This is a genomic window from Paraburkholderia sp. CNPSo 3076, from assembly GCF_026343935.1.
Taxonomy (GTDB): Bacteria; Pseudomonadota; Gammaproteobacteria; order Burkholderiales; family Burkholderiaceae; genus Paraburkholderia; species Paraburkholderia nodosa.
Genome location: NZ_JAPMAL010000010.1, coordinates 95240 through 110283, shown reverse-complemented (window position 1 = coordinate 110283; position 15044 = coordinate 95240). Strand labels below are relative to the sequence as shown.

The 15044-nt window shown below is 69.2% G+C and carries 11 protein-coding genes and 1 riboswitch; of the genes, 6 read left to right on the top strand and 5 right to left on the bottom strand.

The window, feature by feature from the left end; genetic code table 11:
• Positions 1-27 precede the first annotated feature (27 nt).
• The 3 genes from cobN (at position 28) to M3A49_RS13605 (ending at position 5521) form a co-directional block, all read left to right on the top strand.
• Entirely contained in the window at positions 28-3822 is a 3795-nt protein-coding gene (gene cobN / locus M3A49_RS13615) for a cobaltochelatase subunit CobN (RefSeq protein WP_266229113.1), read from the top strand.
• Positions 3819-4856 carry an ATP-binding protein gene (locus tag M3A49_RS13610; RefSeq protein ID WP_266229112.1) on the top strand — a complete coding sequence of 346 codons (1038 nt, stop codon included), beginning with the start codon at positions 3819-3821 and terminating at the stop codon, positions 4854-4856. The genes cobN and M3A49_RS13610 overlap by 4 nt, the downstream gene beginning before the upstream one ends.
• A gap of 83 nt (positions 4857-4939) precedes the next feature.
• Complete coding sequence (locus M3A49_RS13605) at positions 4940-5521, top strand: vWA domain-containing protein (RefSeq protein ID WP_266229111.1); 582 nt, start codon at positions 4940-4942, stop codon at positions 5519-5521.
• Positions 5522-5528: 7 nt separating this feature from the next.
• Here the strand turns inward: M3A49_RS13605 and M3A49_RS13600 are convergent, their stop codons facing one another.
• Entirely contained in the window at positions 5529-6485 is a 957-nt protein-coding gene (locus M3A49_RS13600; RefSeq protein WP_266229110.1) for a flagellar brake protein, read from the bottom strand.
• Positions 6486-6720: 235 nt separating this feature from the next.
• On the opposite strand from M3A49_RS13600, the gene M3A49_RS13595 reads away from it, so the two are divergent.
• Positions 6721-8271, top strand: a complete 1551-nt coding sequence (locus tag M3A49_RS13595; RefSeq protein ID WP_266229109.1) for a sensor domain-containing diguanylate cyclase — start codon at positions 6721-6723, stop codon at positions 8269-8271.
• 7 nt (positions 8272-8278) lie between these two features.
• Here M3A49_RS13595 and cobJ read toward each other — a convergent pair whose 3' ends face one another.
• Genes cobJ through cobG form a run of 4 tightly spaced genes read right to left on the bottom strand, consistent with a single transcriptional unit; the run spans position 8279 to position 12712 of the window.
• Positions 8279-9988 (bottom strand): precorrin-3B C(17)-methyltransferase, encoded by a 1710-nt coding sequence (gene cobJ, locus M3A49_RS13590; RefSeq protein ID WP_266229108.1) that lies wholly within the window; start codon positions 9986-9988, stop codon positions 8279-8281.
• A complete protein-coding gene (locus M3A49_RS13585) occupies positions 9976-10707 on the bottom strand; it encodes a precorrin-2 C(20)-methyltransferase (RefSeq protein ID WP_266229107.1) in 732 nt (243 codons plus the stop codon). Before M3A49_RS13585 ends, cobJ begins: the two co-directional genes overlap by 13 nt.
• On the bottom strand, positions 10708-11334 hold the full coding sequence (locus tag M3A49_RS13580; RefSeq protein ID WP_266229106.1) for a precorrin-8X methylmutase: 627 nt from the start codon (positions 11332-11334) through the stop codon (positions 10708-10710).
• Complete coding sequence (gene cobG / locus M3A49_RS13575) at positions 11327-12712, bottom strand: precorrin-3B synthase (RefSeq protein WP_266229105.1); 1386 nt, start codon at positions 12710-12712, stop codon at positions 11327-11329. Before cobG ends, M3A49_RS13580 begins: the two co-directional genes overlap by 8 nt.
• Positions 12713-12807: 95 nt before the next feature.
• A riboswitch (cobalamin riboswitch) is annotated at positions 12808-13001 on the bottom strand.
• A gap of 82 nt (positions 13002-13083) precedes the next feature.
• Here cobG and cbiE point away from each other — a divergent pair.
• On the top strand, positions 13084-14310 hold the full coding sequence (cbiE, locus tag M3A49_RS13570) for a precorrin-6y C5,15-methyltransferase (decarboxylating) subunit CbiE (protein ID WP_266229104.1): 1227 nt from the start codon (positions 13084-13086) through the stop codon (positions 14308-14310).
• Positions 14307-15032, top strand: coding sequence for a cobalt-precorrin-6A reductase (locus M3A49_RS13565; protein WP_266229103.1), 726 nt, complete (start codon positions 14307-14309; stop codon positions 15030-15032). Before cbiE ends, M3A49_RS13565 begins: the two co-directional genes overlap by 4 nt.
• Positions 15033-15044: the final 12 nt, after the last annotated feature.

Genomic DNA, 15044 nt, shown 5'->3' with positions numbered 1-15044 from the left:
ACGTGCCGAGCTAGACGAGGCCGTCCCATGCATTTGCTGCGCACCACGCCCGGCGGTTTCGTCGACGACACGCAGGGCGTTATCCGTATCGACCAGCAGCCCGCCGAGATCGTCGTGCTCAGTTCGGCGGACACGACGCTCGCGCTGCTGGCGAGCGTCGTGCCGCGCTTGCCCGCAGGTTTTCCCAGCGTGCGGCTCGCGAACGTCACGTATCTGCGCCAGCCCGCGTCGGTGGACTTCTACGTCGAAGACGTCCTGCAGCACGCGCGCGTGGTGGTGGTCGATCATCTGGGCGGCGAAACATACTGGCCTTATGGCATCGAGCAGGTCGTCTCGCTCGCCGAGCGCCGCGGGCAACTGCTCGCGATGTTTTCCGGCGACTTGCAGGAAGACCCCAATCTCATCGCGAAGAGCCGCGCCGAGCCCGAGTTTTGCCGCTTGCTGTGGCGTTATCTGCGCGAAGGCGGCGCGGCCAACGCCGAATCGTTCCTGCGTGGGCTCGCGTGGCGGGCATTCGACTGGGGCAGCGAGCCTGCGCCGCCCGTCGCGCTCCCCGCCGCCGCGCTCTATTGCCCGCAGCGCGACGTCGCGACCATCGACGAATGGCGCGCGCGCTGGCAACCCGGCGCGCCGGTCGTCGCGCTGCTGTTTTACAAGGCGCATCTGCAGGCGGCGAACACCGCCGCGTTCGATGCCCTCATCGCCGCGCTGCTCGCGCGCGGCATGAACCCGCTGCCGCTTGCGATCACGTCGCTCAAGGACACCTTGAGCCGCGACGTACTCGATCAACTGGCGGCCGAGCACGACGTCTCACTCGTGCTGAATACCACCGCATTCGCAGCTTCGTCGCTCGACGACCCCGAACCGATCGCGCTGGCCGGCGATGCGCCTGTGCTCCAGGTGATCCTGAGCGGCGGCAATCGCGAAGACTGGGTGAAGGACAATCACGGCCTGAATTCGCGCGACATCGCCATGCATATCGCGCTGCCCGAAGTGGATGGCCGCGTGATTACGCGCGCGATCAGCTTCAAGGGCCTCGCGTACCACTGCAAGGAGACGCAGGTCGATGTCGTGCGCTATCAGCCCGATGTCGAACGCGTGGCGTTCGTCGCCGAACTGGCGCGCCGGTGGTGTCGTTTGCGCAGCTTGCCGAACGCAGAGAAGAAGCTCGCGCTCGTGCTCGCGAACTATCCGATGAGTGAAGGGCGCATCGGCAACGGCGTGGGGCTCGACACGCCGGCCTCGGTGGTCGGCATCCTGCGCATGCTGCGCGACGAAGGCTATCGCGTGGCCGACCTGCCCGAAGACGGCGACGCGCTCATGCGCATCCTCACGCAGGGCGTAACGAACGATCCCGACACGCGCGCGCTGCGCCCCGCATGGCAGAGTCTTTCCCTCGACGACTACCGCGCGCGCTTCTCGCAGTTGCCCGCCGAGGCGCAAAACGCGCTGATCGCGCGCTGGGGCGTGCCAGAGGATGACCCCACACTGCGCCGTGGCCGCTTCATGATTGCGGGCTGGCGCTGCGCCCAGGTGTTCGTGGGCATCCAGCCTTCGCGCTCGCGCGGCGACGACACCTACGCGAACTATCACGACGCCGAACTCGTGCCGCCGCATGCGTATCTCGCGTTCTACTTCTGGCTGCGCGAGACGTTCGGCATCGACGCCATCGCGCACGTGGGCAAGCACGGCAACCTGGAGTGGCTGCCGGGCAAGAGTGTGGCGCTCGCCGACACCTGTTGGCCCGACATGGCGCTCGGGCCGCTGCCGCATCTGTACCCGTTCATCGTCAACGATCCGGGCGAGGGGAGCCAGGCCAAGCGCCGCGCCCAGGCCGTGATCATCGATCACCTGATGCCGCCGCTCACGCGCGCCGAAAACTACGGGTCGCTGCAAGACCTGGAACGTCAGGTCGATGAGTATTACGAAGCATTGATGGTGGACCCGCGCCGCGCGAAGCTGCTGCGCAAGACCATACTCGCGACGATCATCGAGCACCGGCTGCATGAGGAATTGAGCGTTTCCGCGCCGCAGGATCAGGCCGGCGAAGACGAATTGCTCACGCGCGCCGACGCTTACCTCTGCGAGCTGAAGGAAGCCCAGATTCGCGACGGCCTGCATACGTTCGGCGCATCGCCGCAAGGCCAGCAGCGGCGCGACACGCTGCTCGCGCTGGGGCGCTATGCATGCGGCGACGGGCAGGGCGCGAACGCGGGCCTCATCGACGCGCTCGCGCGAGACCTGCGCATCGATCACCTCGTCGATCCGGCCACGGTCGATTGGGCTGCGCCGTGGCAGGGCCCGCAGCCACCGCTGCTCGCCGGTGTGAGCGATACGCCATGGCGTCATGCGGGCGACACGCGCGAACGCCTGGAAATGCTCGCAGCCACGCTGATTGAAGACATTTGCTCAGGCCAACGAAGCGATGCGGAGCGTGCATCGCTGCCGCACGCGGCCCAGGTGCTCGCGCGCCTGCGCGACGACGTGCTGCCGCGCCTCGACGCCTGCGGCCCCGAAGAGATACGCCAGTTGCGCCGTGGCTTCGAAGGCCGCTTCGTACCGCCAGGCCCCAGCGGTTCGCCTTCGCGCGGCCGCCCCGATGTGCTGCCCACGGGCCGCAACTTCTACTCCGTCGATACGCGTGCCATTCCGACCCAGGCCGCGTGGGCGCTCGGCATGAAATCGGCGCAGCAGCTGATCGAGCGCCATCTCCAGGAGCACGGCGACTACCCGCGCGCCGTGGGGCTTTCGGTCTGGGGCACGGCGACGATGCGCACCGGCGGCGACGACATCGCCCAGGCATTTGCGCTGATCGGCGTGCGGCCGAAGTGGGCCGCCGGCAGCCACCGCGTGACCGACTTCGAGATCATGCCGGTCGAGGCGCTCGACCGGCCGCGCATCGACGTGACGCTGCGTGTATCGGGCTTCTTCCGCGACGCGTTTCCCAACGTGATGCATCTGTTCGACGCCGCCGTGCAAGCCGTGGCCGATCTCGACGAGCCGGAGCACCAGAACCCGCTGCACGCACGCGTGCTGCGCGAGCGCGATGCGCTGGTTGCGAACGGCATGGCCACCGACGAGGCGCGCCGCCGCGCGGGCTGGCGCGTATTCAGCGCGCGTCCTGGCGCGTACGGCGCGGGCTTGCAGTCGATGATCGACCATCGCCAGTGGCAGACCGACGCCGATCTCGCGAACGCATATCAGGCGTGGGGCGGCTACGCCTACGCGCAAAAGAGCGCGGGCGACGAGGCGAGCGATGCGTTCCGCGCGCGTCTCGCGACGCTCGATGTGGTCCTGCAGAACCAGGACAACCGCGAACACGACCTGCTCGACTCGAACGACTATTACCAGTTCCAGGGCGGCATGGCCGCGGCAGCGCGGCATTTTTCGCAGGCGCAGCCCGCGCTCTATCACGCGGACCACAGCAACCCCGCTGCGCCGCGCATTCGTCCGCTGCACGAAGAGATCGCGCGCGTGATCCGTTCGCGCGTGGTGAACCCGAAGTGGATCGACGGCGTGAAGCGTCACGGTTACAAGGGCGCGGCGGAAATGGCGGCGACCGTGGACTATCTGTTCGGCTATGACGCGACCGCGCGCGTGGTGGGCGATCATCAGTACGCGCTCGTCGCGAACGCCTACGTGCACGACGACGACACGCGCGAATTCATGCAGCGTCACAATCCGCACGCGCTGCATGCCGTGTGCGAGCGCCTGCTCGAAGCGATCCAGCGCGGTCTCTGGCAGGAGCCGGGCGAGCATCGCGCAAAACTCGAACACCGTCTGCTCGAAGCCGGGCAGCATCTGGAAGGATCAGGACCATGAGCGCTGCGGCCACGCGTCCCGCGTTTCCCTTTACCGCGCTGGTCGGCCAGGCGCTGTTGCAGCGCGCGCTGCTGCTCGCGGCCATCGACCCCGCGATCGGCGGCGTGCTGGTGAGCGGGCCGCGCGGCACCGCGAAATCCACGGCGGCGCGTGCGCTCGCGGCGCTCTTGCCGGAAGGCGCGTTCGTCACGCTGCCGCTCGGCGCGAGCGAGGACAAGCTGATCGGCACGCTCGACCTCGAAGCGGCGTTGCGTGAGAGCGCGGTGCGCTTCGCGCCGGGGCTGCTCGCGCGCGCGCATGGCGGCGTGCTCTACGTGGACGAGGTGAACCTGCTGCCCGATGCGCTCGTCGACGTGCTGCTCGACGCGGCAGCGAGCGGCGTGAACACCGTGGAGCGCGACGGCGTCTCGCACATGCACGACGCGCACTTCGTGCTGGTCGGCACGATGAATCCCGAAGAAGGCGAGTTGCGGCCGCAATTGCTCGATCGCTTCGGCTTGATGGTCGAACTCGGCACGCCTTATGACGTCGCAGAGCGGCAACGCATCGTCAAGGCGCGGCTTGCATTCGACGCCGATCCGCAGGCGTTTTGTGCGGCGCGCGAGACCGAACAGCGCTCGCTCGCGCAGCGTATTGCGGCGGCCCGCGAAACGCTCGGCAAGCTCGACTGGAGCGATGCCGTCCACGAGCGCGCGGCGCAGCGTTGCATCGAGGCTGCCGTTGACGGCTTGCGCGCCGATCTCGTGATGCTGCGCGCGGCGCGTGCGCTCGCCGCATTCGAAGGGGCGCGAGCGGTGAGCCCGCAACACGTCGACGAGGTTGCCGATTGCGTGCTCGCGCATCGCCGGCACGCCATGCCGCAGCGTTCCGATGCGCCGTCTTCCCCCGAGCCGCTGCCGCCGGCATCCGCGCCCGGGCGCGAAGACAGGCATACCGAAACAACATCGGCTACCGATTGGGGCGAGTTGCCGCCCGAGCCCGTTGCGGCAAAGGCCGTGAAGGATGTCATCCCGCTGCCCGCAAAAAAACGCTGACCCGTCGGGCACAGGCCGCCGCCTCGGCACAGGGCGGCGCTCGACGGCGAGAAGGCCCGGGGCGCGGTCTCGCGCAAGTCGCGATGCGCGGCGAGCGCATTGCGTGGCCGCCCACGCTCGCGGCCAAGCGCGTCGGGTCATTGCAGGCGCAACATTTGCGCTTCGCCAAACGCAAGACGGGTTCCGGCGCGCTCTATTGCTTCGTGCTGGACTGCTCGGCCTCGATGCTCGCGCGCGGCCAACTCGCGCTCGCCAAGGGGTTGTTGATCGCGCTGTTCGATCGCGCCCGCGCCGAGCGTGTGGAAGTGGCGCTGATTGCTTTCGGCGGTGCCGGCGCCGAGCTGAGGTTCGGGCCCGCGGTGCCGCGCTGGTGGAACGAGCGCTGGATCGAGCCGATCGGCGGGGGCGGCGGCACGCCGCTCGAAGCGGGCATCGGCCGCGCCGCGCAAGTACTCGAAACCGCTGCGCGCCGCGATCCGGCGCGCGCGCGCCATCTCTGGCTGTTCAGCGACGGCCGCACGACGCAGTGGCCCGCGCGGCCACGCCACGCCGACCACGTCACGGTGATCGATTGCGAACTTGGCGCGCTGCGCTTTGGGTGCTGCGAGGCACTCGCCCATGCATGGGCCGGTGAGTGCCTGAACGCGGAGGGGTTGCTCGCCTGAACGCTCGTTAGCGCGTGCCGCCGGTCCAGTACAGCACGTCGTCCTGACGATCGAATACGTAGACTTTCATCGCCATCTGCTCGGCGGGCGTGAGGCGGTCGAGTTCGAGGCCAAGCGTCGCGTGCGTGGGGGCGCCCGTTTCCGCCTGCACGTTGCGGATGATCGCGGTGGTTTCGATCGCCGTTGCGTTGTCGCCCGAGCGCAGCTGGAATGCCACGCGCAGCCGCTCGCCAACCTTGCCGAGCGCCCACGCGGCGCTCACCGAAAGCCCGAGCGCGCTGATCCCGCGCGCGAGCGCCACGCCGTCATAACCCGCGCCTTCCTCGCCGATGCCGTAGCGCACGGGAAATTGCGCGCGCACGCGAATCGAGCGCCGTTCGCGCAGGCGACGGATGTTGGCGGCCTTCGAAAGCACGAGGTAGTCCAGCGGCGAGTGGCTGAGCGCATGCACGGTGCATACGAAGCGATAGACGGCCTGGCTCGCAATCGCGACGATCTCCACGTTTTCGCCCGGCGTGACGGCGATGGGGCGGCCATCGATATAGGGCGTCGTCACGAAAAGCGCCTCGTTGGGGGCGAAGCCGATCAGGCGGCATGGGTGCATCGGCGCGCCGCTCGCGCCCATCTGCGGACGCAGGCCCATCAGCGCGCCGATGTTCAGGTGCATGTCGCGCGCGGTGGTGGCGGTATCGCCGGCATTGGCCGCGTTCGCGGCCGTCGCGCTCTCCGGTGCAACCTCGCGCCTTTCGATGTCGCCGCGACGCGGCGCGAAATGCTGGAACAGAAAGTCGCGTTCCGCCTCGCCCATCAGCACCGAGCCGGCATCGAGCAGCAGTGCACCGTCGCGATCGACGACAGGCCAGGCGAGCGGCTCGCCTACCGGCAGGGCTTCCGGCGTGAGCGGGGCGGCTTGCGTTGCGGCGTCGGTGGCTTCGGCTTGATCTTCGGTGGTCAGGTTGGTCATCGGCGCAGGGCTAGGCGGTGAGCGGTTCGCGTCGCGAATGCACTTCGCGGGTTCATCTGGTTTACGGCGTTGCGGCAGGGAAATTGAGTGCGTGCCGCGATTCGAAGGCGGTTTCGCGAGCCGCAGTATGATGGCCCCTGAATGCAATCTGTAATCGGCCGGCACGCGGTGCAAGCGGTATCAACCAAACGCGCGGAGCAAGAGGAAACGCCTCATGAAGCTCTGGACACGATGTTTGCGAATCCTCCGCCAATGGAACCGGGCGCTCATGCAGTGGGTGGGGGGCCATCCGTTCATTGTCGGCACGATGGGCTCGCTGGTCGGCGCGACCATCGTGGCCATCGTACTGGTGGGGCTGATGCAGCAGCGCACCCAGGCCATCGCCAGCACACAGCACAATTCGGCCGCGCTCGTTGCACTGATGTCGAACGACCTCGAGGCGAATTTCGGCATCTACGACCTCCTGCTGCTCGATGCCGCCGACAGCGCGCGCGACCCGCGCACGGCAGGCCTTCCGGCCGACATCCGCCGCAAGCTGCTGTTCGGCCGCGTGGCCACCGGCGCGTATCTCGACGACGCGTTCTACGCTGACGCGGGTGGCCGTATCGTCGAATCGCGGGACGGCCGCGCGTATCCCGGCGTCAATCTCGCGGACCGGGACTACTTCACGGCGCAGCACGAGCGCTCGGTCGGCATGTATATTTCGGACCCGATTCGCTCGCGCTCGCGCGAAGGCCAATATTCGATTGCGCTCTCACGCCGCGTGAGCGAGTACGACGGCTCGTTTGGCGGCGTCGTGCTGCTCACGCTGCGGCTCGCGTATTTTCAGCAACTGTTCGACCGCGTCGACGTCGACGCGAAGGGCAGCGCGTTCATCCTGCTGAGCGACGGGACCATGCTCGCGCACCGCCCCTATTCGGACTACGAAGTGGGTGCGCAAATCGGCGAGCTGGATTACGTCCAGCCGATGCTGAAAACCAGTGCCGGTTCGTTCATCGCCGCGGGCGAGGGGGACGAGGTCGAGCGCATCTACACGTTCAAGCGCGTTCCGCACACGTCGCTCATCGCGGTGGTCGCGCCTTCCGTGGACGGCGCGCTCGACGCTTGGCACCACCGCCTGCGGATCTACGCGCCGATGGCGTTGATCTTCGGCGCGTTGATCGCGGCTTCGTCGTGGCTGCTCGCACTGTCGATGCGCACGCGGCTCGCTACGCAAAAAGAATTCGAACGCCTCGCGGTCACCGACGCGCTCACGAGCCTCTACAATCGCCGCGCACTCGACTTGCGCATCGAAACCGAATGGCAGCACGCGAGACGCGCGGGCGAACCGCTCTCCGTGCTCTTCATCGACATCGACAAGTTCAAGCTCTTCAACGACTTCTACGGACACGCCGAGGGCGATAAAGTGCTCGCCGCCGTGGCCCGTGCGATACGCGAGGCCTGCCGCCGCGCAACGGACATGGTGGCGCGCTATGGCGGCGAGGAGTTCGCCGCGGTCCTGCCGGCCACGCCGGCCGACGGCGCCGTGAAAATCGCGGAAGCGGTGCGCCAGCAGGTGGCGGCGCTGGGAATCGCGCACGAGCACAGTGAATACGGCACGCTGACCGTGAGCATTGGCTGCGCCACTTGCGTGCCGCGCGAGCGCGGCGGCGCCCAGGCGCTGCTGCGCGCCGCCGACGCGGAGCTTTACGCGGCGAAACAGGCGGGGCGCAATCAGGTGAAAGCGCGCGAGTTCGAGGGTGCGCCACCCGACCCGCGCGACTCGCTACCCACGTTGAAGGCGTAAGTTTCTTTTAGGTATCCTCGCGATACCAGCGGGGCGTGTAAATCCACTCGCTGCCGTCGCTGCGAGCGAACCCGCGCGTGGCCGACGACCCGACGATCACCATGGTGCGCATATCGACGTCCGCCGAACGCAGTTCGCCCAGGGTCATGGCGCGCAGCGTCTCGCCGGGGCGGCCCACGTCGCGGCCCAGCACCACGCGCGTGTGCGGCGCGCGCACGCTGCGCAAGATTTCCAGCGCGCGCTCGAGCTGCCAGGGCCGCGCGCGCGAGATCGGGTTGTAGAACGCCATCACGAGATCGGCCTGCGCCGCGTGCAGCAGGCGCTTTTCGATCACTGTCCACGGCTTCAGGTTGTCGGAAAGCGACAGCATGCAGAAGTCGTGGCCGAGCGGCGCGCCGACTTGCGCCGCCGTGGCGAGCGCCGCGGAAACACCTGGCACGATCGCCAGTTCGACGGCATGCCAGCGTGCGTCATCCGAGCCTTCGAGCGCTTCGAGCACGGCGGCCGCCATGGCGAACACACCGGGGTCGCCCGACGAGACCACGGCCACGCGCCGGCCCTCACTCGCCATCTCGAACGCGTGGCGGGCGCGCTGCAATTCTTCGCGGTTGTCGGTGGCGTGGCGCTGCTGGTCCGCGCGAAACGGGCCCGCCATCTCCACATAGGTGGCATAGCCGACGATATCGGTGGCGCTGTCGAGCGCGGCGCGCGCGGCGGGCGTGAGCAAGTCGGCGCGGCCGGGGCCGAGGCCCAGCACCGTGAGCTTGCCGCGCGCGCGGCCCAGCGCAAGCGGGTCGAGCGGCGCGGCCGCGCAGGCGAGGGCGACGCCGTTGTCGTTCGGCGCATAGCGTTCGACGTTTGCCGCAAAGTCGAGGGCGGCGAGCGTGGCTTGCGCGGTGTTCTCCGCGCTATCGACGAAGCGCAGCGGTACGCCGAGTTCCGTTGCCGCCTGCGCGAGCGACGCATCGCGCATGTGCGCAGCAGGGGCGACGAGCGCCGCGAGCGCGAGCGGCGCGAGGCCATGTGCAACGAGTGCGCGGCGCACGCAAGCGGCAAGCGCTTCGCGTGGCGCACCCACGGCCGCGACGATGCTGCGAGGATGAATCACGAGGTCGTCGGGACTGCCGTCCCAGCTGTGCGCGCTCACGCGTATCGCATGGCGCGCCGCGGCGTCGCGCGGCAGATCGACGTTTTCCAGCCACGGTGCCTGGCCGTCCACGCGTGTCGTTGCGCCCGCCAGCAGATCGGAGACGAAGCGCTTGCCTTGCGCGAGGCTCGCAAGCGCATAACCCGCGGGCGGATTGAGCAGGCAGGTGCCGAAGCGCAATTCGCCGCTCGTGGTGATGGCGGGGGCAACTGCGAGCGCCGTGCCAATTTCGCGTGCCATGACGTTCACGCCGGTGAGTCCACCGAGCAACGGCACGACGGCGCTGCCGTCCTCGGCGAGCGCGAGCACCGGCGGCTCCGCGCCCTTGTTGGCAAGGAGCGCCGCGAGGCAGCGAATCACGATGCCCGCCGCGCACAGCGCGACGATGGGCAGGCCACGCGTATAGCATTCGCGCAAATGCGCGCCAAGCTCGCTGAACGCGACATCGCCTGCCACGCGGCCCTGGAGCGCATGGACCTGCGCGCCTGGGTAAAGCGCCTGCACGCGCCGCGCCGTGGCGAGTGCGCCGGGACCGAGAATGACGATGGCGGGCGGCGTCACGACTGCCATTTCACCCCCGGCACGACGAGCAGCGAGAAGTAGGGCGAAGCCATCGGATCGACGTCGTCGAGCGCGACGATACGCTGGTTCGCCATCGTTGCGCGCTCGACATATAGCGCGCGATGCGCGAGGCCCAGCTCGCCCAGCACGCGGCGCACCTTGTCGAAGTTGCGGCCCAGTTTCATGATCACGGCGGCGTCAGCGTCGGCCAGGCGCCGGCGCAATTCGTCTTCGGGCAGCACCCCGGAGAGGACGGCGAGGCTCTGGTTGCGGTAGACGAGCGGCACGCCGAGCACCGCCGCGCCGCCCAGCATCGAGCACACGCCCGGCACGACTTCGGCCTCGTAGCGCGCGGCGAGCCGATCGTGCAGATACATGTACGAGCCGTAGAAGAACGGATCGCCTTCGCAGATCACGGCCACGTCGCGTCCGGCGTCGAGATGGCGCGAAAGCGTTTGCGCCGCGCCGTCGTAGAAGTCGGCGATGATCGCTTCATACGAGAGCGGCGGTTCGAGCGCTTCGGTCGTGACGGGGTACACGAGCGGCAGGCGTTCCTGCTCCGCTTCGAGATGGCCCTCGACAATGCCGAACGCATTGCCTTTCTTGCCCTTCGCGACGAAATACGCGACTACGGGCGCGGCCTTGAGCAGGCGCAGCGCCTTGAGCGTGAGCAGTTCGGGGTCGCCGGGGCCGACGCCAATGCCGTGCAGACGTCCTTTGCGGATCATTTATTCGGTCTCCGAAGCGAGTGCGTTGACGGCGGCGGCGGCCATCGCGCTGCCGCCGCGGCGGCCGTGCACGACGACGAAGGGCACGCCATGACTTTCGGCTGTGAGCTGCGCCTTGGACTCGGCCGCGCCGACGAAGCCCACGGGAAAGCCGAGGATCAGCGCGGGGCGCGGTGCGCCGGCGGCGATCATGTCGAGCAGATAAAAGAGCGCGGTAGGCGCATTGCCGATCGCAACGACGCTGCCTGCAAGGTGCGGCCGCCACAGTTCGAGCGCGGCTGCCGAGCGCGTGTTGCCGATCTCGCGCGCGAGATCCGGTACGGCGGGATCGTCGAGCGTGCAGATCACGGCGTTGTTCGCGGGCAGGCGCGCGCGCGTCACGCCATTGGCGACCATTTTCGCGTCACAGAGAATCGGCGCGCCGCCCGCGAGCGCGTTGCGGCCCGCCGTGCCCGCGCCTGCGGAAAACGCGAGGTCGGCGGCCACGTCGACCATGCCGCAGGCGTGAATCACGCGCACGGCGAGTTTTTCGAGGTCGACGGGAATGCGCGAGAGGTCGGCTTCGGCGCGGATCGTCGCGAACGACTTGCGATAGATCGCCTGGCCGTCGCGGATGTAATCAGACATCTTGGGTACTCCGGGGCTGCTGCGCGAGTGCCAGCGCAGCGGCTTCGATCGTCAGGTTGCGCGCGACGAGCTGGCCGAAGCCGCTTTGCGTATCGTCGCGCTGGTACAGGTCATAGTGGTCCGGTGCGCTGGCGAGCAACGTGAACGGCGCGCAATGCGCGGCCGCGCAGGAGCGCTCGCAGCCGCTCAGGTGGGCTTCGGCGCCGGGCGGCAGCAGGGCGGCGAGGCGCTGTGCGTCGGCTTTCGTGTCCGCGTGGCTTTTTGCGCATCCCGTCGAGCCCGTGCACGCGATCAGGCGTGCAAGCGGGTTGGCGCGCGAGACGATGAGGCCGAGCGCGTGCAGGCGTTCGAGCGCGGCGGGCATGGCGTGCGCGGGCACGTTGGGCAGCAGCACGCCTTGCCATGGCGTCACGCGCAGCGTCGCATCGCCTGAGTCTTCAGCGAGTGCGGCTAGCGCGCGCAGCGTTTGCGCGTCGATACGGCCGAGCGCGGGCTGCGCGCCCACATAGCCGCTGCCGTCGCTGCGCAGCGCGTGTGCGCCGAGGCGCAAGTCGGCGGGACTCGCCGCGCGGCGCCATGCGTGCAGGGCGGCGTCGTCACGCATCAGCGCGCATTCGCCATGCTGTTGCGCGCGCTGCAGCAGCGCGTCGAGCGAGTGAGCGGACAGCACGTCGCGCATGCGTGTTGCGTCCACTCCGGCGAGATCGAGGAACGCATGCAGCAGCGCGCGCATCGATGCGCAAACGTCTTCGGCGGCGAGCGTGCCGACTGGCCGCGCCGTGGGGCAACCCGCGAAGCCCACCGCGAAGCGCACCGTCGCGCCATGCGGCAGCGCGGCGAGCCAGATGTCGTGCGGATGCTCGAGCATCGCCACACGTTCGCCGCCGTCCAGTTGCAGCGCGAACTTGGGCGAGAGCGCGGCGAAACGCGGCTCGCGCTGCATCATGTCGATGAGCGCGGCGGTGAGTGCCGTCGTGTCGCACAACGCATTCGGGTCGAGGCCCGCGAGCGGGCTCAGCATCACGTTGCGCAGTTCGTCGGCGGTGCACGCGCGCTCGACCGGGCTCGCGGCGTCGACGCCGGCGGGGCCGAGGCCCGCGTCGATCAGCGTGGCGCTCAACGCCGCGTCCTCGCCTGCACGCACGCCGCGAATCTGCACGTTCGCGCGATTGGTCAGTTCGAGCACGCCGCTCGCATGCGTCGACGCGGCGTCGGCGAGGGCGCGTGCCCGCGCGGCGCTCAGCACGCCGCCAGGCAGACGGATGCGGCACAGGCCGCCGTCGCGCGCCGCGACTATGCGCACGAGCCCCGGGCACGCCGAGGGGCGGAGCACGGCCAATGCAGCAGCGGGCGAGACGGGTTTCGTTTCGTGTTTCAAGGGAATACCGGGTAAGCATTGCGCGGCAGCAGCGCGCTGCCCGCGCGCCAGGCGGGAAACGGCAGCGATATCGGTACACCCCGCCCGATATGGGTTCGCGCGAACATTCGGCCGGCAGGTCTCCTGGCTCGCAGGTCGTCGACCGCGTCGGCCTTCCCGGTAATACCAGTGGCTCGGGTGGATGCGGTCTCGCTGCTCACAGTCGCGGGGGCGGCCACAGCTTGCTGTGTTCCCTTACTCCGGTCCCATGCAAAGTTGCCTTAACGGCGCCGGCGGACACGGTATTATGCCCGTTTTCACGCGTGCTTCGCCCCACGATCGGGCTGCGGGCCCGTGGCGGTCTAGAGAAACAGGCAACGGTGGGAGAGCGAATGCAGGGCACGCAGGCATGGCTGACGGTGGTGGGCATCGGCGACGATGGCTACGCGGGGCTCGGGCGCGACGCGCGGCGCGCGCTGTTCGACGCGGCCATCGTGACGGGCGGCGAGCGCCATCTCGCGATGCTGCCCTCGCGCGTGCGTGCGCGGCGCGAAGCGTGGCCGCAGCCGTTCAGCGTGGAGGCGCTGCTTGCGTACCGCGAGTCGAATCTGTCCGTATGCGTGCTTGCGAGCGGCGACCCCATGCTGTTCGGCGTGGGCGCGACGCTCGCGCGCCGCGTGGCGCCCGGTGAAATGCGCGTGCTGCCCGCGCCGTCGTCGCTCTCGCTCGCGGCGGCGCGCAGGGGGTGGGCGTTGCAGGATACGGCGATGGTCTCGCTCGTCGGCCGTCCGCTCGATGCGCTGCGCCGCCATCTCTACGCGCGCTCGCGCGTGCTCGCGTTGAGCGCGGATGGGCGCACGCCCGCGGCGCTTGCCGCGTTGCTCGCCGCAGCGGGCTTCGGCGCCACGCGTCTTGCCGTATTCGAGCATCTGGGCGGCCCGCTCGAGCGCCGCATTGAAGGCCGCGCCGATGCGTGGCACGTCGAAGAAGCCGCGGCACTCAATCTGGTCGCGTTCGAATGCGAAAGCGATAGTGTGCAGACGCCCGCGCGCGGCTGGACGCTCACGCCCGGCCTTCCCGACGACGCCTACCGCCACGATGGTCAGATCACGAAGCGCGACGTGCGCGCACTCACGCTCGCACGTCTCGCGCCGACGCCCGGCGCGCTGCTTTGGGACGTGGGCGCGGGCAGCGGCTCGATCGGCATCGAGTGGATGCGCTCGCACGCCGCTTGCCGCGCGATCGCGATCGAGGCGCACGCCGAGCGTCAACGTTTCATCGAGCACAATCGCGCGGCGTTGGGCGTACCGGGTTTGCAACTCGTCGCGGGCCGCGCGCCCGACGCGCTCGCAGGACTTGCCGCGCCCGACGCGGTCTTCATCGGCGGCGGCGTGACCGTACCCGGCGTGCTGGCCGCGTGCTGGGCGGCGCTAGCGAGCGGCGGGCGGCTCGTCGCGAACGCGGTGACATTGCAGAGCGAAGCGGCACTCGTGGCATGGCGCGCGCAGCACGGCGGCACGCTCACGCGCATCGGCATCGGCGAGGCGCAGCCGCTGGGCGGCTTCGATACCTGGCGTCAGGCCTTGCCTGTCACGCTTTACGAGGCCGTCAAGCCGTGACGGCGCGCATCCTGCTGCTCGGCGGCACCGGCGATGCGCTGGCGATCGCGCGCACGCTCGGCCCGCAGCACGTGTACTCGCTCGCGGGCCTTGGCCGCGTGCCCGCCGATCTCGCCTGCGCGGTGCGTGTGGGTGGCTTTGGCGGGGCAGAAGGACTCGCGCGCTTTCTCGTCGACGAAAACATCGCACTCGTTTTCGACGCCACGCATCCCTATGCCGCGCAGATCAGCGCCAACGCGGCGCGCGCGTGCGCTGCGGCACAGGTGCCGTACTGGGCGCTGCGGCGTGCGCCGTGGCAGCCGCAGCCCGGCGACGACTGGCGCATGGTGAGCGGCTGGGCCGGCGTAGTCGAAGCGATCGTGCCGTTCGCGCGCCCGCTCTTCACGCTCGGGCGCGAGCCGCTTGCGCATCTGAACGAAGTGCCGCCGCAGCAGCACTGGACGATCCGTTGCCTCGAAGCGCATCCCGGCCATGCCCGCGCTCGCGTCATCGACGCGCGCGGGCCGTTCACAGCCGTTGGCGAGCGCGCGCTCTTTACCGAAGCGCGCATCGACGTCGTGGTCAGCAAGAACAGCGGCGGCGGCGCGACCGAAGCGAAGCTCGCCGTCGCGCGCGAAATGGGCTTGCCTGTGGTGATGATGCAGCGGCCGCCGCTGCCCGCAGCGCAACGTGAATTCACGTCGGCGCAAGCGGCAATCGACGCGCTCGCGAACCCTATTTAGCGGAGTTTCCAC

Excerpts from the sequence above, each read along its gene's own strand:
- M3A49_RS13605 (WP_266229111.1), top strand. The coding sequence starts at position 4,940 with ATGCGCGGCGAGCGCATTGCGTGGCCGCCCACGCTCGCGGCCAAGCGC.
- M3A49_RS13585 (WP_266229107.1), bottom strand. The coding sequence starts at position 10,707 with ATGATCCGCAAAGGACGTCTGCACGGCATTGGCGTCGGCCCCGGCGAC.
- M3A49_RS13610 (WP_266229112.1), top strand. The coding sequence starts at position 3,819 with ATGAGCGCTGCGGCCACGCGTCCCGCGTTTCCCTTTACCGCGCTGGTC.
- M3A49_RS13600 (WP_266229110.1), bottom strand. The coding sequence starts at position 6,485 with ATGACCAACCTGACCACCGAAGATCAAGCCGAAGCCACCGACGCCGCA.
- cbiE (WP_266229104.1), top strand. The coding sequence starts at position 13,084 with ATGCAGGGCACGCAGGCATGGCTGACGGTGGTGGGCATCGGCGACGAT.
- cobJ (WP_266229108.1), bottom strand. The coding sequence starts at position 9,988 with ATGGCAGTCGTGACGCCGCCCGCCATCGTCATTCTCGGTCCCGGCGCA.
- M3A49_RS13580 (WP_266229106.1), bottom strand. The coding sequence starts at position 11,334 with ATGTCTGATTACATCCGCGACGGCCAGGCGATCTATCGCAAGTCGTTC.
- cobN (WP_266229113.1), top strand. The coding sequence starts at position 28 with ATGCATTTGCTGCGCACCACGCCCGGCGGTTTCGTCGACGACACGCAG.